The sequence below is a fragment of the Nocardia transvalensis NBRC 15921 genome (assembly GCF_000308875.1).
Classification (GTDB): domain Bacteria; phylum Actinomycetota; class Actinomycetes; order Mycobacteriales; family Mycobacteriaceae; genus Nocardia; species Nocardia transvalensis.
On sequence record NZ_BAGL01000060.1, the window covers coordinates 1 to 21,919 of the forward strand.

Annotated in this window: 17 protein-coding genes and 1 pseudogene; 5 read left to right on the forward strand and 13 right to left on the reverse strand. The window is 63.7% G+C overall.

The window, feature by feature from the left end; all coding sequences use genetic code 11:
• Nucleotides 1-596, forward strand: a pseudogene (locus ON41_RS20335) (MlaD family protein); the annotation flags it as partial.
• A 138-nt stretch (nt 597-734) separates the two neighbouring features.
• Here the strand turns inward: ON41_RS20335 and ON41_RS20340 are convergent.
• Both ON41_RS20340 and ON41_RS43465 read right to left on the reverse strand, forming a co-directional pair.
• A complete protein-coding gene (locus ON41_RS20340; protein ID WP_040749358.1) occupies nt 735-1,346 on the reverse strand; it encodes a TetR family transcriptional regulator in 612 nt (203 codons plus the stop codon).
• A gap of 194 nt (nt 1,347-1,540) precedes the next feature.
• Nucleotides 1,541-1,954: an SDR family oxidoreductase gene (locus tag ON41_RS43465; protein WP_083905492.1), complete on the reverse strand. Its 414-nt coding sequence runs from the start codon at nt 1,952-1,954 to the stop codon at nt 1,541-1,543.
• 79 nt (nt 1,955-2,033) lie between these two features.
• Here ON41_RS43465 and ON41_RS20345 point away from each other — a divergent pair, with 79 nt between their 5' ends.
• A complete protein-coding gene (locus ON41_RS20345) occupies nt 2,034-2,417 on the forward strand; it encodes a low affinity iron permease family protein (RefSeq protein WP_040749298.1) in 384 nt (127 codons plus the stop codon).
• Here ON41_RS20345 and ON41_RS43815 read toward each other — a convergent pair.
• The 5 genes from ON41_RS43815 to ON41_RS20370 all read right to left on the reverse strand — a co-directional run bounded on the left by ON41_RS43815 (nt 2,320) and on the right by ON41_RS20370 (nt 7,813).
• Nucleotides 2,320-3,603 (reverse strand): alpha/beta fold hydrolase, encoded by a 1,284-nt coding sequence (locus ON41_RS43815; protein WP_373281353.1) that lies wholly within the window; start codon nt 3,601-3,603, stop codon nt 2,320-2,322. The two genes, ON41_RS20345 and ON41_RS43815, sit on opposite strands and share 98 nt — an antisense overlap.
• A 102-nt stretch (nt 3,604-3,705) precedes the next feature.
• The gene (locus ON41_RS20355) at nt 3,706-4,533 is read right to left on the reverse strand and encodes an LLM class flavin-dependent oxidoreductase (protein ID WP_040749299.1); all 828 of its coding nucleotides are present in this window, start codon (nt 4,531-4,533) and stop codon (nt 3,706-3,708) included.
• Between the two features lie 108 nt (nt 4,534-4,641).
• A complete protein-coding gene (locus ON41_RS20360; RefSeq protein WP_040749300.1) occupies nt 4,642-5,625 on the reverse strand; it encodes an NADPH:quinone reductase in 984 nt (327 codons plus the stop codon).
• Nucleotides 5,625-6,803 carry an alpha/beta hydrolase gene (locus ON41_RS39205; RefSeq protein ID WP_051162011.1) on the reverse strand — a complete coding sequence of 393 codons (1,179 nt, stop codon included), beginning with the start codon at nt 6,801-6,803 and terminating at the stop codon, nt 5,625-5,627. Before ON41_RS39205 ends, ON41_RS20360 begins: the two co-directional genes overlap by 1 nt.
• 89 nt (nt 6,804-6,892) lie before the next feature.
• Nucleotides 6,893-7,813, reverse strand: a complete 921-nt coding sequence (locus ON41_RS20370) for a LysR family transcriptional regulator (RefSeq protein ID WP_051162013.1) — start codon at nt 7,811-7,813, stop codon at nt 6,893-6,895.
• An 89-nt stretch (nt 7,814-7,902) separates the two neighbouring features.
• Between ON41_RS20370 and ON41_RS20375 the strand changes: the two genes are divergently transcribed.
• Nucleotides 7,903-8,145: a hypothetical protein gene (locus tag ON41_RS20375; RefSeq protein WP_040749301.1), complete on the forward strand. Its 243-nt coding sequence runs from the start codon at nt 7,903-7,905 to the stop codon at nt 8,143-8,145.
• A gap of 451 nt (nt 8,146-8,596) precedes the next feature.
• Here ON41_RS20375 and ON41_RS39210 read toward each other — a convergent pair whose 3' ends face one another.
• Entirely contained in the window at nt 8,597-11,473 is a 2,877-nt protein-coding gene (locus tag ON41_RS39210) for an N-6 DNA methylase (protein ID WP_083905494.1), read from the reverse strand.
• Nucleotides 11,474-11,628: 155 nt separating this feature from the next.
• Nucleotides 11,629-11,769, reverse strand: a complete 141-nt coding sequence (locus tag ON41_RS41695) for a hypothetical protein (protein WP_157185557.1) — start codon at nt 11,767-11,769, stop codon at nt 11,629-11,631.
• A 284-nt stretch (nt 11,770-12,053) separates the two neighbouring features.
• On the opposite strand from ON41_RS41695, the gene ON41_RS20385 reads away from it, so the two are divergent.
• Both ON41_RS20385 and ON41_RS40430 read left to right on the forward strand, forming a co-directional pair.
• Nucleotides 12,054-12,440 carry a hypothetical protein gene (locus ON41_RS20385; RefSeq protein ID WP_040749302.1) on the forward strand — a complete coding sequence of 129 codons (387 nt, stop codon included), beginning with the start codon at nt 12,054-12,056 and terminating at the stop codon, nt 12,438-12,440.
• A complete protein-coding gene (locus tag ON41_RS40430; RefSeq protein WP_083905495.1) occupies nt 12,437-16,288 on the forward strand; it encodes a tetratricopeptide repeat protein in 3,852 nt (1,283 codons plus the stop codon). The genes ON41_RS20385 and ON41_RS40430 overlap by 4 nt, the downstream gene beginning before the upstream one ends.
• Nucleotides 16,289-17,457: 1,169 nt before the next feature.
• Here ON41_RS40430 and ON41_RS41700 read toward each other — a convergent pair.
• The 4 genes from ON41_RS41700 to cas5c form a co-directional block, all read right to left on the reverse strand.
• A complete protein-coding gene (locus tag ON41_RS41700; protein ID WP_157185558.1) occupies nt 17,458-17,643 on the reverse strand; it encodes a hypothetical protein in 186 nt (61 codons plus the stop codon).
• A gap of 832 nt (nt 17,644-18,475) precedes the next feature.
• Nucleotides 18,476-19,372 carry a type I-C CRISPR-associated protein Cas7/Csd2 gene (cas7c, locus tag ON41_RS20405; RefSeq protein ID WP_040749306.1) on the reverse strand — a complete coding sequence of 299 codons (897 nt, stop codon included), beginning with the start codon at nt 19,370-19,372 and terminating at the stop codon, nt 18,476-18,478.
• Between the two features lie 40 nt (nt 19,373-19,412).
• Nucleotides 19,413-21,224 carry a type I-C CRISPR-associated protein Cas8c/Csd1 gene (gene cas8c / locus ON41_RS20410; protein ID WP_040749307.1) on the reverse strand — a complete coding sequence of 604 codons (1,812 nt, stop codon included), beginning with the start codon at nt 21,222-21,224 and terminating at the stop codon, nt 19,413-19,415.
• Nucleotides 21,218-21,919 carry a type I-C CRISPR-associated protein Cas5c gene (gene cas5c, locus ON41_RS20415; protein ID WP_218003528.1) on the reverse strand — a complete coding sequence of 234 codons (702 nt, stop codon included), beginning with the start codon at nt 21,917-21,919 and terminating at the stop codon, nt 21,218-21,220. Before cas5c ends, cas8c begins: the two co-directional genes overlap by 7 nt.

Below are 21,919 nucleotides of genomic sequence, written 5' to 3' on the forward strand. Positions count from 1 at the left end.
AGGCCGTCGGCGGCCGCGGCGACCGCCTCGCCACCCTGATCCGCGAAACCCGGGACCTGGTCAACAACCTCGCCGCCCGCTCCGACCGCATCCGCGACATCCTCGCCACCACAGGCGATCTGAGCGCCACACTGGCCGGGCAGCGACAAAGCGTGACCGACGCGATGGCCTCGGCCGGGCCCGCGCTGGAGGTCATCGGCGACAACACCCAGACCATCGTCGACCTGGTCGGCCAGGTGAACCGGATCTCCACGCAGATCGCCAAATTCCCCTCGATCCAGGGAACCAACGACCGCAGCCTGATCGACTCGGTGAACAAGCTCGCCGACGGCCTCAACGTCGCCTCGAACACCCCCAGCGCGAACCTGAACGGACTCATCTCGGTCGTTCCGATCATCCTCAAAGCCACCGACTCGTCGTCGGCACACGTAAACATCGACATCGTCAAACTCGCGATCGGCACGACCGCGGATCCGAACACCCCCGCCGACTCCGGCGCCAGACCCCCCGACACCACGGACTGGACCAACTTCATCGGATCGCTGACCTACACCCTCGACCGCCTGAAAGACAAAATGACCGGACCAGGCCGTTGACGCGCCTCGCACACGCCCGGGCGGCACTCGGCGGCGCGCGGTCCAAGCATCCATGCGGGCGAGTTCGGCACCGGTGAGCGAGCATCTTGGTCCCGTTCATGTAAGGCCGGCGTCGGGGGTATGTAGTTGTATCGGATCTCAGCGAGGCCGGACGCTGTCCAAGGTCCTGGCCAGATAGTCCTCGATCACCTCGTCACGGGTGGTCCGGGCGCTCATCGTGATCAGCAGTGCATACAATCCCAGCAGGAAGAACACGGCACTGTTCATCGGGTTGACGGCCTCGTCGACCTCGCCGCGCTCCTGTGCCTCTGCGAACTCCCTTACGACCAGCATGATGAAGGGATGACCCTCCTCGGTGTTCTCCGCCTCGACCGCAGTACGCGTTTGCGAGAAGTGAAGCGCCAGCAAATCTTTGAATAACACCTCACCCAACCTGCGCTCCAGACCGAGCACCAGCCGAACCGCCTCCTGCAAGGCGGAGGCAAGGTCGTGGTCGGTGTCGAAAACCCGGGCGAACTGGGCGGTAATGCGTTCTTCCTCGCGTTGCTCCAAAGCGAGCAGCACATGCTCCTTGGTGGGAAAATGGAAGAAGAACGTGCCATGCGCCACACCGGCCGCTGCCACAATCGCACCCACATCCGCTGCGGCCATACCCATTCGCTTGAACTCCGAGACCGCCGCGCCCAGCAACCGCTCCCGAGTCTGCAAGCGCCGAACTTCGCGCGCCGACAGACCGTCCGCCACCGCCATCACCACCACCCCGTCTACCCATCGACACAAGCCGTCCCGGCACCCTCGACAGTATCCCTAGCGGCAGGCAGACCCGTCTCGCTGCGGTCCCGCCGGTGGCGTCGACCAGGTGCCACCGCTCCCGGCTCCCGCTCTGTACCCCTGGTTCCTGGGCAGCGGCCAGTCGCAATTCCTTCGAACAGATATGGATGAGGTCAAGCAGATCGAGCCTGAGTGGGTCCGGTGCCACCAAACCGCATCAACGTACGGCGCGGGCGATCGTGGTCGACCGACCCGGCAGTGAACTGCCGATACCCGGTAGGGAAGGGAGCGATCGAGTTCACCCGGATCCCACTGGGTGCAAGATCAATGGCCCAGCTGCGCGTGAGCGCGTCCAGAGCCGCTTTCGACGCACCGTAATAGGCCCCCTGGCACCGACCGGCATCAGCCCGATACCCACGACAGCGGCCCGCTGCGCCGACGAAACGACGGCGCGGCGGACGGGCGCGAGCATGGTTCGCGACCCTGACCTCGGGTACGGCGGATACAGGCGACGCCGCCTCGCGGGTTCGGCCCTTCTGCCGGTACCCGATACCCGAGGTCAGGAGATGAACGATGCAGAGAAACACTCACCGTGGAGACCCGGGGAACTCTGACCTGCCCGACGCCGTACCGGTCGACCGGCCTTCGGGGTGTCTGCGATCGATGATGCCGTCGGCGGTCACCGCACGGCTGACATTGTTCGACCGGTTCGCCAGTCGCACAAGTAAACTCGTCTCGCGGGCCTGGTTTTTCGTGCTGTGCGTACTGATCGTGACGGTCTGGCTGCCCACCGCGTGGGTCATGCCCAGCATCGACACCTGGCAGCTGGTCATCAACACCGTCACGACGATCATCACCTTCCTGCTGGTCGCCCTGCTGCACAACACCGAAACTCGCGCCGACGGCGCCACCCAGCGCAAACTCAATGCCGTCGCCGACGGGCTCTGGGATCTCATGGGTGAGCTGAGCACCCGCTACCCGGAGCTGGGCAGGCATCGAGACGAACTGGCCGCCGCGGTCGGCCTGGAAACACGGCAGGGCTCGCAGTGAGCATCCAACGCCCGTCCCGCCCGTGCCGTTTCTGCGGAACTGCCGCTACCCGTGCAGGTTTCGCGGTCAGGTGGCGAGGAACGAGAGCAGCTCGGCGTTGACTTCCGCGGCGTGGGTCCAGGCGATGTTGTGCGGGCCGTTGTCGACGGCGACCACCCGCACGTCCTTGACCAGTCCCGGCAAGCGTGCCGCGGTCGCTTCGAAGGGCAGGATGCGGTCGGCGGTCCCGTGCACGACCAACGTGGGGACGTCGATGGCGAACAGATCGGCGCGGAAATCGGTGAGCCACGCGTCCACACACACCCGCGTCGCATACGGCGACGCCGCCGCGGCGACATTGAAACTCGCCTCCCACACCTGCCGGCTGACACGGGTACCGCCGAACACGTCGACGTTGTAGAAGTTGTCCAGGAACTCCTCGAAGTAGGCGTAGCGATCCTCGTCGATCAACGCCTTGATACCCTCGAACAGCTGCCCGTCGACGCCCTCCGGGTTGTCGCCGGTCTTCAGCAGAAACGGCGGAATCGCTGCCAGCAGAACCGCCGACAAGGTCGACATCGGACAGATCCAGATGCTCCAGCAGCACCTCGAGGTCGGCGGCGAGGGTGTCGTAGTCGTAGCCGACCGTCGGCTGGCTGGACCGGCCGAACCCCCTCCGGTCGTAGGTGATCACCCGGTACCCGGCCGCGAGCAGGACTCGTTCCTGTTTCTCCCAGGAATTCCCGTCCAGCGGATACCCGTGGATCAGCACGACCGGCCGCCCGCTGCCGTGATCGCGGTAATGGATCACGATATCCGCGCTGTTCTCCGTGCCCACCTTGATATCCGGCATGAGAAGTCCTCCTGAACGGTGATGGCCCCGCGCCGATTCTCCCCCGCCCGTGCGCCTGTCCGGCAGATCCCGCAACCGACCCCTAAAGGGTCGATTCGGTTGCGGCACAGGGGGGTTGACGCTCACGGGGAACGGCTCACGCGTCTCCTCCGGACCAGTTTCCCGCGACGAACGCCCTGCGACCTCGCATCGCGGCTGATCGAGGACAGCTGTTGTGGCACATGCACTTACACCGCCCATCCGATGCGGTTGGCGGCCACGGGCAGCGGCGTTACAAAGAACTGGTCCTCGTCCGTCGTGGTGCGGGAAAATTTCGTAGCCGAGCCGGCCCCGAGTCGAGGCCGGACCTGCCATGCCGACGTTCGCCTCAATCGTGATGGTGCTTTCTTCGCTGCTGCGCAATGTAAACCGGTGAGAGGTCGAGGAGACCTCCGAGGCATCGCTGGTAATGCCTGCCTACCGTCCGGCCAGCTCAGCAACGACCGGTGCGAGAGCACCGGCGACGTCAGCGCCGAACACGAAGTAGGAGAAACCGATCTCCTCACGTCGCCGTTGGATCTCCTCGGCGGCGGCTGAGGGATCACTGGGCAGGAACGCCAGCGAGTCCGCGGCTCGGACGGCGGTGGTGTCGGTGTCGGGTCCGGCCATGAACGCGGCGACCGAGTCGCCGATCACGGGTACGTGCAACGCCAGTTCCGCACCGCGACGGTTGTCGAAGCGTTGTACCCGTTGCATCGTCGCGGCCCGCGTCTCGGTCTGGGGCATCACGAAGGTCACCGTGTCGGCGAGTTCGGCGGCGAGCGCTTGTGCCTTCGGGCCGCCCACGGCCATGACGACCGGGGTGTGCAGGTCCGGGCCGTCGAGGTCGCGCAGGGCCACGACGACGTCACGCACTTGGTTCGACCGTTGGCTCACTGGAGTGTCCGGTAGACCCAGCTCGCGGAGTTGGTCGGCGATCCCGGGCCGGCCGGTGCCGATACCCATGTCGAAACGACCGTCGGTGAGCACGGACAGCGAGTGTGCCTCCCACGCGGTGATCCACGCGGGGCGAACCGGAGACGCGTAGACCCAGGTGCCCACTCGCAGGTCGGTGATCGTTGCCGCCATGGCGAGCGCAGGGCCCGGCGCCGGTTGCCACTGCGGCACATCGGGCATCAAGATCGTCGAGTAACCACTGTCCGCAAGACCACGTAGTTGATCGTGCCATGTCGGAATGTCGGTGGTGATCGGCGCGAGGACCCCGAACCGCAACGGCCTGATCTCGCGTGTCGGGTTACCTGTCATGGTGCACCTCTTCCCGTCGAAGCAGTGGTGGATGGAGGATGCGGGTGGCCGAGGTGATGGTGGTTGTCATGGCGGGTCTTTCGATGAGCAGTCGCCGGGATTGGTGGATCAGGGCAGGGTGAGCAGGGTTTTGCCGATGCTGCGGCCGTTTTCGACGGCGCGGTGTGCCTCGGCGATGGACTCGAGGTTGTAGCGGGCGGCGATGCGGTGGGTGAGCGTGTTGTCGGTGAGTAGACGGGTGATGTGGTCGGTGCCTGCGCGGAGGGCGGGGGCGGGCATCACGAACACGAGGACGGTGCGGATGGTGACGCCGCGGCGCATGAGGGTGTAGAAGGGCAGTGCCGGCTCGGGGTCGGCGTCGGACGAGTAGGTGGCGATCGTTCCGCCGGTGCCGATGACTGTGGAGGTCAGGGGCAGGTTGGCACCGAAGGCGACGTCGACGATTCGGTCGACGCCGGCGGGGACCAGGTCGAGGATCGCTTGGGCGGCATCGGGTTTGCGGTAGTCGATGACGTGGTCGGCGCCGGAGCCGCGGGCGGCGGCGGCTTTGTCGGCGGTGCTGGCGGTCGCGAGGACGGTGGCGCCTGCCTGTTTGGCGAGTTGGATGGCGTAGTGCGAGACGGCGCCGGCGCCGCCGGTGACCAGGACCGAGGCGCCGTCGATGGGGCCGTCGGCGAACAGTGCGCGGTGGGCTGTGAGGGCCGGGACCCCGAGGCAGGCACCTTCGTCGAAGGAGGTGCGGTCGGGTAGCTCGATGGCTTGGGTGGCCGGCACCACCACGTACTCGGCCGCGGTGCCGAATGCGCTGGTGTGGTTGGCGGAGTGGACCCACACGCGGTGACCGACGCGGGCGGCGGGCACACGAGGGCCCACCTTGTCGATGATGCCCGCGCCGTCGTCGCCGGGAACGACTCTGGGGTGGGTCATTGTGCGCCCGCCGACACCCGAGCGTCGTTTGACGTCGGCGGGGTTGATCCCGGCCGACTTCATCCGGACGCGGACCTCACCGACGCCGGGCTCTGGATCGGGCAGCTCCCCAACGCTGAGCACCTGGTCGGCGGGGCCGTTGTGGTCATACCATGCCGCGCGCATCACCGACCCGCCTCGGGCGCCACGGCAGGTACGAACGCGGCGAGCGCGGCGGCGACCAGGTCCGGCTGTTCGAGGGTTTGCATGTGCGGTGTACCGGGCAGTTGCTGGTAGCGGGCGCCGGTGATGCGGTCGGCGATGCCGCGCATGATGTCCGGTGTGGTGGAGGCGTCGAGTTCCCCGGCCAGGACGAGGGTCGGAGCAGGGAAGTCGGCGAGCTTGTGTTGCACGTCGAGGCCGACGAACGAGCGCCACGCGGTGGCCCAATCGGTGGGATTGCCGTGCAGCACCATCTCGCGGGCATAGCGCACGCCCCAGCCGTTGAGTGCCAGGGCGGCGGGAGTGAACCAGCGAGTCAGTGACGGCACGATCTGCGCGGGCATGCCGTCGACCTCACCCGAGTGGGCGCGGGCCTCGAAAGAATCGAACGGGTAGTCGGTGGTGGCCAGCAGCGACAGCGATGCGAAGCGTCCGGGGTGGGCCAGCGCGGCGGTTTGAGCGATGCCGCCACCATAGGACAGGCCCACGACGTGGGCGCGGTCCAGGCCAAGGGCGTCGAGCACGGCGATGAGGTCTTCGGCGGTGTCGTCCATGGTGAACGGTGTCGGCGAGCCCGCGGCCCAACCGTGCCCGCGGATGTCGTAGGCGTAGACGCGGCGGCCATCGGCGAGTTGTTCCATGACCTGGTCCCACATGCGCCAGTCGAGTCCGAGTGCGTGGATCAACACGACGGGCGGGCCGTAGTCGCCGCGCTGGGCTACCACGGTTTCGTGGTCACGCACCCGGATACGTTGCAGGTGGGCCGGTCGGGCGATGCCCTGTTCGGTCAGTACCTCGTCGATCACGGCGAGGGCATCGAGGGCACGGGGGAAGCCTGCGTACACCGCGACGTGCTCGGCCAGCGCGAGCAGTTCCGACGCCGCGGCCCCGTTGTGCAGCGCAGCTCGCGTGTGACTGGCCAGGTGGCGTTCGGCGCCGCCCTCGGTGGCGAGCATGGCGACTGTGGCGAGTTCACGAACCGCGCGTGGGAGTTCGGCGTGGGATAGTGAACCGCCGAACGCGCCCTCCACGACCGCGTCATACAGCTGCGGCGAGCGTTGCTTGACCTCCGCCAGGGCGTGTTCGGGGGCGGCGCCCATCAGGACGGCGTACTCGCGCTGTCCGCGTTCGATGCGATTCATTCTTGCGTCCTTGTCTGCGGTGCTCGGGCCTGTGCACACCAGACTGGCCGCCCGCCGATCATCAGTCCAAGACATGATTGCGCTTTTGGTCAGTCGATTGAGATATCACCGATCGAGCCGGTGTCGGTGAACTCGGGGTGTCCGACCAGGTAGGTGGTGAATGCCGTCTGCGCGGGTGTCGGCCGACGGGTTGCCGACCGCGCCAGGGTCGGGGTCCAGACCGGTTCGGGTTCCAGCCGCACGATGGCTATCGGCGGGCCTGCGGCTTCGGCGACCGAGGCGGGCATGATCGCGGCGGCCAGTCCGACACTGGCCAGGGCTCGAGCCGTGGTGTAGTCGCGGCTCTCGAAGCGGGCGCGTACCCACACCTCCGCGGTGGCCAGAGTGGCGGTAATGATCGCTCCCACCGCAGAACCGGTGGGGTAGACGACCAGGTCGTGGCCGTCGAGTTCGGCAATGGCGATCGACGTCCGTCCAGCGAAGGCGGCGTCTGGACCGGTGACGAGGACAAGCGGTTCTTCCCCGAGCCGATGCCAGGACAAACTGCGCTCGCCCACGGCGGGAACCTCCGCCAGAGTGGCGATGTCGAGACGTCCCATGTGCAGCCCGGCGATCATCTCCTGAGTGTTGAGTTCGGATAATTCGATCTCGACGGCCGGATACGTCCGGCAAAACCCGGCCAGGACGCGGGCCAACTGGAGCATCAGGCCCCGAGCTGCGCCGAGGCGTATCCGGCCGCGAACACCTCCCGCCCAGCCCAGCATGTCCTCTTCGACCGCCGTCAGGTCGGACAGTATGCGTTCGGCGTGTTCGAGCAGGGCGGTACCGGCCGGGGTGAGCTCGACCCGATGGTTATTGCGCTCGAACAGCACCAGCCCAAGCTGGCGTTCGAGTTTGCGAATCTGCTGAGACAGGGCCGGCTGCGCAATACGCAACGCGGCAGCGGCCCTGGTGAAATGCAGCTCACGCGCCACCGCCTGGAAATATTCGAGTTGCCGCGAGCTGATCATCACTAAATCCTCTCACCAGCCGGGTTCGTGAGAAGACCAGCATTCCACCGGCGAGAGTCGATAGCATCGGTGAAATTCGAGTCACGGTCATGCGTGACACCGCCGAGCAAGCGTTCGAGGCGCTGATCTGGCGCTCGCAGCAGACCAACACCTACCTGCGCGCCACCGCCGCGCAGGTACCCTCCGCCGAGCTTGCCGAGCGGCGCACCACGCAAACGGGCGCAGTCTTTCGGCATCTGGCGGCTCAGCTCACATCGTCGAGCGCCGCTGTGATCGGCAGTCGAAAACGAATGCTGACCACCGGAAATCTGAGCAAAGTGACACCAAAGTGACACTTTGGGGACCTGATCAACTGATCACAAGCCCCTGACCAGCGGAAAGAGCTATCCCTTCTTCATCAGCTCGTAGATGCGCCAAAATCGGCCGCTGACCAGGCAATCTTGGCGGGTTAACTATTTGACCCGGCTTTTCCGATTCCCAACGCGTCCGCCCAGATCTCACTGGAACCCCAGAATTCCCACCGTTTCGGCCGCAAAATGGCACTCAAAATGGCACTGCGGTTCCCGGCACATCCCGACATTGCAGGCCGCCGGCAAGCGTAGGACGGCACAAACCGCTCCTGGAATCGAGACCGACAGACGGTCTCACGGTCCCACCCGAACCACGCAGGGCGCGCCATCAGCACGAGCCGAGTCGGCTCCGGTTCACTTGAGCCGTTGATCTTCCACATAGTAGTACGACCGCGTCAGAACGACCGGATCGGCGGCTATTAGGAGACTGGTGTCAGGATCGGATCCAATCTCCGAGAGCGGTGAAGGCCTCATCGCTGTCGAGTTCGTGTCCGCGGTCCAGGCTCTTCAATCGGGCGATGGAGCCAGTGATGCGGTCGGGGTAGTAGAGCTCGGGTGTGAGACACGTAGGACAGTCGCTGAGCAGACAGAACGGCGACAGCAGCAGAGGTGCGCCGCGTGGCGAGATGAGATACAAGTGGCTATCGGCCAGGGGGTGTGTGGTCTCGAAGGTGGTGGTCGCAAAATCGGGGTGGTCTCCCATCAACGCCAGTCCAGAGACATGGAATTGTCCAGAGCCGGGGTGCCATTGAAGGCGGTCGGTGTGAACCCACTTGCTGCGTGCGAGGAACGCGCACCTTGCCAGGCTGCTGAGCAGTAGCTTTTCGATGCGTTCGAGGCTCCTTTCGAGCTCCGCCCTTGTGCGTGGCGCCGCACCGTGCCTGAGCTTGTTGCGCACGGTCACCAGCTGGTCAAGATCGGAAACTAGCCCGTTTGCGCCCTTCTTGCGAGCCATGGCCTCAGCGAGCCCCACAGCCGAATCACCGTGTTGCCGTGCATCTTCGGCGACAGATTTGATGGACGCGACCCAATGTCCGAGCGAGACGCCGCCTTGGGACAGGGACTGGGACCACTGCGCGACCGCTGGCAGATCCCTGCGGCCGCGGTCGGCGGCCACCGCTAGTGCCATGATCCCCAAGGACAGGATCAACGATTCAGCGCATTGGTTCGCTGCTTCGTGCCTTTCCGCCAAGGTTTGAGAATGACGGAACTTGCGGACCGCGCGTGCGATCGAATAGGGATAAGACTCTTGGAACAGCCTGTACGGGTCGCTGTGCTGGCGTAGGTTCTGGGCAGTCAACGAACTGATGGCCCCGGCATCGTCGAGATGCTTGCGTCGGACTGACCCCGGCCCGCTCTCGAATATCTTGGCTCTGGCCTGCTGAAGCTTCTCGAGGAGGAGATGTGCCTCGTTTTCTCCGTCCTTGAGCATGGCCAGTGCTGCACGAATTTCTGCATGGTCACCGTCACAGCGGGGGATCCACATCTCGGCCATCGATGACGCCTTAATGCGCGGGATGACTGTGCCTGACCGGGGAAACTGCTGTTCGGCCCTGGGACTGGACAGATAGGCGATCAAATAGTCGACGGGCACTGTCTCGTGGGTGAGCCGGATGACGATCAGACCCTGCCCAGGCTGGACACCGTCGTAATGCATCGGAACAACTGTCCAGTGGCGATTCCCGGCGAGGTCTCGACCGACGATGTCACCCGGGCGCAGGCGCCGTTGCGGCTCACGAAGACTCGCACGTGACGGAAGGTCGACCGAATCGGGCAAGGTAGCCGACAGCAACTTCGCGGTCAGTACCCGCTGCTGGGCAGCCGGGAGGGTATCGGGGTCAGTGACCAGGTCCGACTTGGGCACGAATCCCGGGAAGATCTGAGCAAAGTCGCCGAGGCGGATACCCTCCTTCGAGGCCTGAAGTCGTTCATAGATCAAGCGAAAGCCGTTCAACTGCAGATCATAGGAGGCAGCGGTGATGTCTGCGCGGCTGACACAGAAGCTCTGGTCCGACCGTTTCCGGCTGCGTTCACTGCCTTGTCGTAACTGCCACCGCTGCAGCAGATCTGGAAGGTTGTTGCGTGTGAGGTCGCTACTGTCGAGTTGCCCGCTGGGGCATACTCCGAGCTTGTCCTGGTCCAGCAGAGGTAGCCGCCGGTCATCGAGACTCCAGCCATCCGCAGTGAGATCGTAGAACCACACGAAATCCTTGGGGCCCGCGTCTTTGGTGAAGATCACGATCGCGGCCGACACCCCCGCATACGGTTTGAAAGTGCCTGAAGGCAGCTGTATTACGGCCTCAAGTCCGTGCTCTTCCACCAGCATTCGCCGCAATGCGGTGTGTGCGTTGCTGGAGCCGAACAGTAGGCCGGTAGGCACGATGACCGCAGCGCGCCCACCGGGTTTCAACAGGTGCAGGATCGAACCGACATGGAGGATCTCGGCGTTCCTGGTGGGCATTCGCTCCCGCAGATACGGGGCGACCGAGTCGTAGTCAATGGAACCGCCGAACGGAGGATGCGCCAACACCAAGGAGTAGCGTTCGCGATCGTCGCCGAGATCGTGGGCAACGATGTCGTTGTACCGCAGTTCAACCCCGTCGAAACCGCCGAGTGCAAGTCGCATACTGCTAAGGCGAAGCATCGTCGTGAAGCGATCAAAGCCATACAGTTTCTCGAACATGGTGGTTTGTGCGGCCGACTTCCCTGCTGCGGGAGAGAGGAATTGAGCCGCCGCGATCAGTAAGGCACCTGTGCCACATGTCGGGTCACAAATCTCCTCGTCGACCGTGGGCCTCGTCAGGGCGACCATCAACTCCGCGAGGTGCGCAGGTGTTCGAGGAATACGTGATGCCGCGGCTTTGAGGAGAAGGTGCTCATACAGGTGCGCAGCTTCGAAGTCCCCAGCGGCACAGATGGATTCGAGCAGCGCGACGGCCCTGGCCAATAGGCCGGGTGACCGGATCGTGAACCGCGCATCGCGAAAATGCCAGGAGTAACCCACTCCCACAAATGTTCGATTACGAATCGACGGAAAGACCTCAAGCTCAAGTGCGGCATGCATGTCCTGCGGATTCATGGCGATGAGCGTGGACCAGCGCAGCCGCTCATCGATCGGTGGTGAAGGAACCGAGTTCGGTTCAGGTGCGGATGGCTCGGCACTAGCGGGTTCGTGTGCGCAATCGAGTGCGCGGATGTAGAGCAGATGCGATATCTGCTCGACGATCTCGAGCGGGTCCGACACGCCCGCTGACCAGAAGGCATCGAAGAGTCGCGCGCCAGCGGTTCGCATCACACCGTCGTTAATCACGTTCGGGACACTAGCTCTGTGCAGGATACGAGCACCAGTGAGTTCAGGTACCGATCACGCAGCGCAGGCGCTCCAGCCCGAACCTCACCGAGCCCGCAGCCGAGTTCTCGGTAGAGATCAAGGCTCAGATCTGGATAGTTGAGGGTCGCGACGGTCTACTCAGCCGGGTGGTCGCTGGTCGACTCCACCGAGACCTGTTCGGCCTGGTCTAGCAGAACGCGGACATCCTTGGTGAGTTCGCTGCGGGCGGCAGTTCGCAATCCGCTGACCAGTAGATGCGGCCAGCCCTCGCTCATCGTCTCGCCGATTGTAAGGACTCGACGGCGTTGCCAGTGCCACAGGACACGAACCCACGACCTAACGGTCGGTTTCCAAATACTCTATTACGCACTCGCACTGAATGACTCGGACTTGTCGGTGGGCACCGCTATCGTCGATCGCGCACTAGGCCAGCCACACTCAACACCATTTGCTGCGGGTTCCAATCAGACATCGGAGCGCATCCGACACGGAGTCGAGATCACTGGATTCCATTGCTCCACTGCTTGTTCCGAACCGCGCGGCTTCCAGAGGAGAAGCGATGGACCCGATTTCGATTGGCACTGCGGCGGCGGTGCTGCTTGGCACGAGGCTCGGCGAGGAGTTCGCCAAGAATGCTGGCGCCAGCGCCTGGGAGGCCGCGCTGCGCTTGCGGGCGTTGGCCCTAGCCAAGTTCCGAGACAACCAGCCCGGCCGAGCCGCGATCGAAACGCTGACGGAAGCGCCGTCCGAGGAGAATGTCACAATAGTCGCGGAATTCGTCGACGAAGCCGCGCGGGTAGACCCAACATTCGCCCACGAGGTCCGCCAGCTGGTCGAAGAGGCGCGCGGCCGGACACAACTAGGGACCTTTCGGCCCCAGGCGTTCGACCAAGCCAAGCAGGTCAATGTCGTGGGTGACAACCACGGACCGGTCACTCTGTCATGACCACCGCCGACTTCCTCCCCAAGGCCGATGGGGCTGCCCGGCAGGTGAACATAGCGGGTGACAACCACAGCCCGGTGCACCTCGCCGACCAGCAATACGTGGTTCACGTTGGCGGCGACACGCAACTCCAGATCGGGGCGTGCAGCGCGGTCAGCATCACAATGCCAGCAGATGCGAAGCGCTCTCGCTACTTCCACGAGTCACTCGCGTTGGTATCGGTTGAAGCGCCATTCGGCAGATTGCCCGAAGCTGTCGTCGGCCGTGACGACGTCGTCACGGCCATCATGGATAGGACGAGCGATCGGCCCCCACGCATTGAGGTCCTCTCCGGTATGGGCGGAGTCGGGAAAACCACCGTTGCATTGAGTATCGCCGAACACGCCAAGTGTGCCGGAGCCGACGTCTACTGGGTCCCCGCGGGATCAGCCGCAGCGGTGTCGGATGGTATGCGACAGGTTGCTCTGTCGGTTGGCGTGCCCGCCGACCAAGTCACCCATGCATGGGAAGGCGGAGGGCGTCCCGCTGCAGATCTCGTCTGGCGTCATCTCAAGTCCCTCGATCGCCCTTGGATCCTGGTGTTCGACGATGCCGATGAGTTGGACGTTCTGTCCTGCGAAGGAGCCGCGCTCGCTGATGCGACTGGCTGGGCTAGATCCCCCGTCGGCCGATCGCAAGGTGTCCTGGTGACGACACGCGACCGGAATTCCCGATCGTGGGGCACCCGCATCGCGCGCATCCATCGGCTAGGCGTTCTCAAGCTCCAATTCGCCGCCACAGTGCTACAGACACTCGCGCCAATGACCGCGGGGGACACTCGCGCTGCGGAGGCGTTGGCCGATCGCCTCGGATGCCTGCCACTAGCCTTACATCTCGCGGGAACGTATCTCGCCCAGGCGCAAGACGATCCGCTGGCCGACGCCCACACGTTCGAGAAATACGCCGACCGTCTCACTGACTCGCCGCTACTACTCGACGATGCCGCCGAGGGTATCCGCGGAGATCTTCGCAGCGCGGAGGATCGCGCCCGCGCGACAATCGCCGACACGTGGAACCTTTCCCTTGACCTCCTTGAACGCCAAGACATAGCCCACGCACGCGTGCTGTTGCAGCTGCTCTCATGTTTTGCACCGGCAACACCACTGCCCCACGCACTGGTCGATCCGAAAGCCATTGCAGCACTACCGATGTGGGCTGATCCAGTGACGCATCGCACGGTGTGGATGACCATTCGCGGCCTGCACCGCTTCGGGCTGGTGGATGTCGACGGTTCCGCAGACGAACCAGTCCACCAGATTCACCGGCTCGTCGCCGAAGTCTCATTGGCCCCCATGCTTGCGGCGCCGTCAAACTATCGACGGGTGTGGGATTCAGCCGCTGATCTGCTAGCTGAGGTCACACCGTATGAGGAGAATCCACGCGGTCCTAGTACCTGGCGCGCATGGCAAGGACTGATTCCGCATTGGCGAGTCATGATCAACCGTGCGCCGGATTGGGGTTCCGGTTCCGAATCCCGTTTCGACGCGGTCCTACTCTGCACAAGTATCGCGGTGTCGTACCTCCACTTTCGTGGCGAGTACACAGCCGCCTGCACACTCGCAGATACGGCATTGGGTCGCTCCGAAACCGCACACGCCGACCTGACGATCGTGTCCAACGTTCGCCGTCACAGGGCTGTCGCCGTGATGAGTAGAGGCGACCTCAAGCTTGCCGAAGCCGAGTTCGACGATATCGTTGACAATTGCGTCACACACCTCGGTGCTGCGCACCCCATGACGGTCTCGGTCCGGTACGACCGTGCTCGAGTACTCACGATGCGAGGCAAGAACAAGCAGGCAAAGGAAGAGTACGACGAGGTAATTCGACAGGAAACCGCACTTTACGGCGCTGATGCCGTCACGACGCTGCTCACACGTCACGATCGCGCAATATGTGTCAGGAGTACTGGGCGGTTCCAGGAAGCAGCGGACGAAGGAGAACTCGTCCTGGCAGGGCTGCAAGCCGCGCTCGGCGAATCACATCCTGATGTACTCCAAGCCCAGCATGAATATGCTGTCTCGCTGCGTGACCGAGGGAACTTTGAGGAGGCGGCGGCGGCCTTCGTTCGGGTTCTGGAGGCTGAAAGGGAGATCCTTGGGATCAACCATCCCTCCACTCTCATCACCAGAGTCAATCTGGCTCTCACCCTCATGCTGTGTAAGAACATCGACGCAGGCGAAGCCGACCTTCGAGCCGTGGTCGATATACGCAGCGAGATCCTGGGCTCCGATCACCATGACACGCTAGAAGCGCGCGGAGCGCTGGCCATGATCTTGGTACAGAAAGGCGAACTCGACGCCCAGAGCGCTGAAATGGAGTTCTCCGAGCTCACTGCAAGAATTCGAACCCAGTTCATCGACGACCATCCAACCGTGCTCGCAAGCCGAGGAAGCCACGCAGCCGCGCTCCGCCTACTCGGCGAACGGATCGACGCCGAAGTGCAATGCCGGACGGTCCTGGATGCCGCGAAATCGCGCCACGGCGAGGATCATCCCACCACGCTCGGCGCAAACTTCGACTGGGCAGTTGCCCTGGGAGATCTCGGTCGAACCACCGAAGCAATCGCAGAGATGCGCACTGTTCTCGCCCGTTTCGAAGCAGTTCCCGGAACCTCGTATCGTATGATCACGAGCGCACGACATACCCTGGGCTCATTTCTGCTCGACCAAGGTCAGTTGGTCGAAGCCGAAGAGATCTTCCGGGCTGCCCTGGATGAGCTCCCCGAGTGCAGCGACAGGCACGACGACATCCAACACGATCTAGCTGCCGTGCTCCTGGCACGCGGCCAATTTCAGGACGCGATCAACCGTCTGCGCGTCATCGTTGAGGAGCGCCGACGGGCTTCGGGGCCAACGCACCCGGACACACTGACCGTCCGCAACAACCTCGGCATCGCGTTGAAGGAGTTCGGCGAATTGGAACAAGCCGCGACGGTATATCGTGCGGCGCTGCACGATTCGGCCAGCAATCACTCCAATGACCAGCCCCTCACATTGACTCTGCGCCATAACCTTGCCGTTGTTCTCCGCATCCAGGGCAGGCTCGACGAAGCCCACGACGAACTCGTGCAGATCCTCAAGATACAGCTGCGCAAATCCGGTCCCGAACATCCCGAAACCCTTGCCACACGGAAATCGCTAGCACGTGTGCTTGACGACAAGGGAGCGGCAACCGAGGCTGAAGCAGAGTACAGGGATATTCGGGCCATGTGTAGCCGGGTACGAGGTGAAAACCACCCTCACACCTTGTATGTTCAGGGAAATCTCGCGTACTTTCTGCTTGCACAGGGAAGGTTCCGAGAAGCTGAGACCGAGTATCGCGACGCACTCAAGCGGTGCCTCAAGCACTTGGCGCCCGATCATCCGGAAACTCTTCGAATGAAGCATAATCTGGCGATGGCGCTCGCACAACAGGGAGGATTGCCTGAGGCCATCACTCGTTTCCAAGACGTAGTCGAGCGTCGACAGCGAACGCTTGGCGCGAATCATTCCGAAACCTTGACAGCACGAACCAATCTCGGCCACGCACTGTATAGACTAAATCAGCCAGCAGAGAGCGCAGAACAGTTCCGGCTCGTGGCCGACGGCACGGCGGCCACCCATGGGCCAGACCACGACTCCGTATGGGACGCACGCGCACGGCGAGCCCAGCACCTCTGGGAAGCCGGCCAACCCCGCCAAGCGCAACGGGAATTCGAAGCCTTACTGTCAGATACCTCCGGGGCACGACAGCTGGATGATCCTCGCGTCCTTGCGGCCGAGCGAGTGCTTGAATTCGTGCGCGCCGACGCGGACTGGACGGATGATGTGTAGGCAGGGCAGGCCGAGGCACTCAACGCGAACCTTCCGCGGCGAGCAGAGTATCCGCGAATCCCGCTTCTAATCATCAGCCCGCCAGCCTTCGGAGGCAGACCGAACCTCCTGTACTGCCTGCATGTTCAGCCCGTGCTGCGGCCTTCAGGTATGGTCTGTGACTCACTACCGTGAGAGCGGCGAGATACCCTGACCATCTCGAATACGACGGCGATTTGCCCGACGCGTTCCCCGAGTTCCTCGCCAATACCCAAGCCAAATTTGAAGACTGCGGCGACTGCCTCTACCGGGTCCCGGTCGACCTCGCCGCGCGCAGATCACCGGGTTCCGCGAGGATGGGGAGTTGGACATGACTCAACTTGCGTGGGCCAGTTGACGAGGCACAGGCGCTCAACTCGGCTAGTTAGACACTTGCTGTCAGGATCAGGTCCGGCCAGGATTTGATCCAGGTGCCCGGTGGGGTGCTCCCAATATTCGGCTGGCCGAACCCTCTCGAACCAGCTCAAAGTGGCACCCAAAATGGCACTCCGCAGCCACAAACGCCCATCGAGCGGGCGAAATGCCGGGTCTTAGCGCATCACTTTTTCATCAGTTCGTAGATATGCCAAGACCGTGCGGCGACCTGGCGACCTTGGGGTATTTAACCGCCCTGAACTGGTATTTCACCGTCCCAACACGTCCTACGAGTTCCGACCGGAACCCTGGGATTCCCACTGTTCCGAAGCGAAAATGGCACGCAAAATGTCACCCGAGTTCCCGCTGCATCCCGCCACTGCCGATTGGCCGGGACGCCCCTCGATCGCTTCTGGAGGCTCAGGAGGAGCGGCCTCCAGCTCATCAGGCAGATACTGGTTCAGGTGGACCAAGGCTGTAATCCTCGGTTAATCAAGACAGCTCGGACCCTCGTCGCCGTCATCGGTGCACTTGTCCAGTTGCGATCTTCGGTCGTCCCGGAGGGCGGACCGCCAGGTCGTCGAATCCGATCATAACGAGCCAGTATTCGAGGTTGTTGCGATCCTCGGTCGCTCCAGAAGACGACCGCCAGTGGGCTATACCCACCAGCACCCTCGCTTCACCGGGGGCGCTGGGATACTCGGCTACCCTAAAGGCCGACCCGTCGGCATGCGACAAATCCGACATCAGTTGCCGGTTTCCATTTATTGCGATCCTCAGCCGTCCCGAAAGGCGACTGCCAACAGTTCAAGCTCAAACCCGTCGAGGTCTTCCTTGCCGTTGCGATCCTCGACCGCCCGAGGACAGCCAGCAGTCGGCTGACCGACAGCATCAACAAAGGTGTACTGGCGGTTGCGATCCTCGGCCGCCTGGGAGGGCGGCCGCCAGTGATGCGATCCCATATCTGAGCGCCGCCCGCGGTGTCGTTGCGATCCTCGGCCGCCATAGAGACAGACCGCCAGTCCCAGGCCAGCTCCACGTCCTCGACTTGGTCCACGTTACGATCCTCCTCCCCCTTGTGGCGAACGCCCTGGGAGCTTCCGCCAGCAGCGCCGGCCTGCGCGTCGAACGCGCACCCATCGCGCAGTTGCGATCCTACGTCGCCTGGGGGCGGCCGCCGATGTCATTCCAGCCAGACGAAAGTTACGATCCTCGGTCGGCTTAGGGCGACCGACGGCAGCGCCTGCCAGCCGATTTCAGCCTCGTAGGTGTTGCGATCCTCGGGTTGCCCTATGGTGGCCCGCCAGCTCAAATATAACAGTTCAGCCGAATGCGTTAAAAATCGTTACTATCCTCGGTCGCTCAGGTGGACGACCGCCAATGCTCAAGACACACCAAATGAGGCCGTCCGCCGGCGGTTGCGATCTTCGACTCTCCGGAGCGACCGCAGGCTTCGAGGATGTCGTTGAACATGTCGAACCAATATTTGTTGCGATCCTCAGTCACCCGGAGCGACCGCCAGCTCGAGCCCCCACTGGTAAGTTTGTGGGATGGGGATTGGTTGCGATCCTCGGTCACCTCTGAGAGCTACCGCCAGGCTGAATGAAATGGGCTTTCGGTCCCCATTCACACTTGCGGACAGAAGGTAGGTCTGTGGTCATGTTGTTTACCCTTGGCGGCTGACTAGGAACCTTCCTGCTGTTCGGCACGCACTTAGGGTTCCGAACCGAGTTCGTTGTGTTGACGCTCCGGTCATCGTTGTAGTCCTTACGTGAGTTGTGTTGGGAGCCAAAGTTATCCGATGAGTGTGGTGAGAGTGATGTCGTCGGGGATGGCAACGTGGTTGACGGTGATGGTGTAGTCGGTGAAGGCCCGGATAGGGGCTGTAGGTTGTTGGGCTGCGTCGGGGGTGATGGTGATGGTGTCGGTGAGTTTGTGGGCGGGGATGGTGCCGTAGGGGTCAGGGTGGGTGAAGATGTGCAGGCCGCGCAGGGTCATTTCGGTGCGAGCGGATGCGCGGTCGTGTTCGAACATCAGGGTGAAGCTGCGCCAGAGCAGGGTGAGGTCGTCGGAGGTGACGCCGGTGCGGGCGGCGAGCGGGGCGCTGTAGTGGCCGATGCCGCGGTAGAGACCGTAGGGGATGGTGTGTTTGCTGCCCATTTCGGTTTCTTTGGTGTCGGCTTCGCGGGTGCGGGTGACGCGGGTGATGCCATGTTCCTGGGTAAGGACGGGGTGAATGCTGCGGGAGAAGCCAAGCTGGAGCGGGCCTTGCACGCGGCCGGCAGTTTTGGCGTCTTTGCCGTTCTCGCCTTTGCCGGTGGACATGACGGCGCCGAACATGCGGACGTCGTAGAAGGTTTCACACATCCACCGCCGCGCGATGGGGACGGAGTCCTTACCTTCGGTGAGTCCGAGTGCGGAGTAGGCGCGTTCGTGCTGGGAGTTGAGGGAGATTCCAGCTTGGACATAGATATCGGTGCCGGGTTTGCCTTCACCGAGGAGGCTGACCATGTTGCGGATCTTGCGTTTGATGGCGACGTCGGTGACCAGGCCCTGCATGGTTTCGGGGTCGGTGCGGGGCGTGCCGGCGGCGTCAGGGTCGCCGTTGGGGTTGCCGTCGGTGATATCGAAAAGGAACACGAAGTCATGTTTGCGTGCCGGGTCGGTGTGCACGGTGGCGGTTGTGGTCATGCGGATAACTCCTGAGTCGTGAATAGTGAGAATTGGATGGTCAAGCGGCCGGCGCGTCGCCGGTTTCAGTCTGCTTGGCGGCCTTGGCTTTTCGCACGGCGGTCAGGTCGGCGGCACGCTGATGGTCGTAGCCGAGGATGAATTGGGATTGGCCGCGACCGTCGAGATTTTCGGGGATGCCGGTGTCACGATCGAGGAGTTCGGTGAGTTGGGCAAGCCGGCGGTCGAGTGCGATGCCCTTGCCTTTGGTGGCGTCTCGTCCAGTGAGTTTCTTGATGTGGGCGTTGGCATTGGTACGCAGGCGTCGCATGGTGGTGGCGGGCTGGATCATGGCTGCGGTGAAATAGCGGTCACGGATGGTGGCGTTGATACCAGGAATCGCGGCGCTCTGGATTGCTTCCAGGACGGCGAACATGCGGCCCCACACATATGCGGGGTCGGTGGCGGTCTCGTCGAGACCGGGCATGATTTTCTCCTCGTTGCGGGTGAGGTAGGGCGAGCGGTTGGCGGCCAGGCGCAGCAGCGCCACGCGGGGCAGGTCGACGTGATGGTCGTTGCGAATCCGGTGCAGCAGCCCGGCGACCAGGTGCGGTGGCGGTGCGGTGCCGTGAAGCGCGCAGCGCAGCAGGTCTTTCTCGATGCCATGGATGCTGCTGCCGGGGACATAGGTATTGCGGTGGTGATCCCATCGGCCGGTGGCGCCCACCATGGCGCGCAGGGCGACGTAGTGGGTGCCGTCAGCCCACAGCTGGGTGGATTGGTGGTCGTTGAACCAGGCGGCGAGCCGTCGTTTGATCCTGGGCACCGGGATGTCCATCCAGTCGCGGACGATGACCCGGCTCCGGTTGGCAGACAGGGTGAGTGCGTAGAACTGGTTGGAGTCGTCGTCCTCGTCGTCTTCCCTGTCGTCGGCGCCGGTGTGCACGCCACGGTGTGCTTGGGCCAGGAGTGCCTCGACGGTTTCGCGGACAGGGGCGTCGAGGTCCATCCAGCTGGTGTCATCGGGCTCGCGGAGCCACCAGGTAATGACGGTGTCCTCGCCGCGACGGCGTTGGTCCGGGTCGGACAGCAGATCGGTGAGCGCGGCCATGGCGCCGTTGCCACAGTCGGCACAGAGGGGGGTATTAGCGAGTTTGATCGTTCCGCTACGGCCCTGCGCGGGGGTGTTGATCGACACGATCGCGGCGTCGCGGCCCCGCTTCGGGCGGCCTTTGTTGTCGACACCGACGGGGATCAAGGCGCCTGCGATCATCTGAGGCATGCTGGTCAGCAGCGGGCCAGGCTCGCCGCAGGCCAGGCATAGACCGTCGGAGCCGCTCTTCTTGCGGGCACCGGCCACCCCGGTCCAGAACTCGACGGCGGAATCGCGGCGGTGGGCCCAGTGCTCGTCGACCATGACACCAACCAGAGCGCCGGAGGTCAGTTCGCGTTCTTTCGCCTCGTCGAGTCGACCGAGTAGCGTCAGATGGCCTTCGCGGGTGAAGAATTCGTCGACGATCCGCGCGACTGGGTCGGGCGTGGAGTGAGCCCAGTCTCGCAGGAGGTCGAGGTAGGCGTCGTTGCGTTGGATGGCGTCCGTGTAAGACTTTTCGGTGTCGTCCTTGGCGACGCCGAATACGTATTCGGCGGTGTCGACCAGAAACATCGGCGGCGGTTTCTGCCCTGACCGCACCAGATACGGCGTCGGAATCGGTGAACCGGACTTGTGCTCGGCGGTGGCGCGGTCGATCAGGGCAGCCGTGCCGGCAGCCGGGTCGATCGAGATCACCCACCGCACCGGCCGCTCGCGCTGGTAGTGATCGCGTGTGTCGCCTTCGCGGGTGGAAAGGGCGACGAGCGCGGTGATCAGCACCGGGCCTCCCGCGGGCCTCGACTGGTGCTGTGGTGCTGGGTGCGGCCCGCTGGTGGGCGGGCGGAGGGGAGTTCGATTCCCTGGGGCGGGACGTGCAGGGTGCCTCCCTCGAGGGCGGCGTGGAACCAGTCGTAGGTTTCGCTGCCGTCGGGGTGGTAGCGGATGCGGTGGAGCATCACTCCGAGGTCCTTGTTCGCGTCGCGTCCGCGGATCGGTTTCCGGCTGGTGGGTTTGCCGAAGGTGGCGGAGAATTCCCGGCAGCCCAGGAACGGCTGGGAGAAGCAGGCGCCGCGGTCGACGCGGCGGCGGAACTGCTCGCGGTATTTCACCTCGGTGCCGTGCGCGCCGGGCAGGAGTTTGATCTGGGCGTAGATGCGGTAGGCGACGTCACGCAGGGCGACGGTGTTGCGTTGGTCGCGGTCGGCTTCCGCGTCGAGGTGCAGACCGGGATCAGCTTGCGCGCGGCGGACCCAGTCGTCGGTGGTGACGGATTTGACTTCGTTGCGGCGGATCGAGAACCAGCGGATCGGTTCCAGCACCTCGATTTTCGTGATTACATACTCGAATCCGGGTTTCCAGAAGATCGCGTCCAGGATCCCCCGGGCTGCGGACGGGGTCATGACCTCGTAGCTGAGTCGTTCGGCCTTCAACTCTGGGCGGGTGAAACATGCGTAGTCACCACGCACCTCCACCAC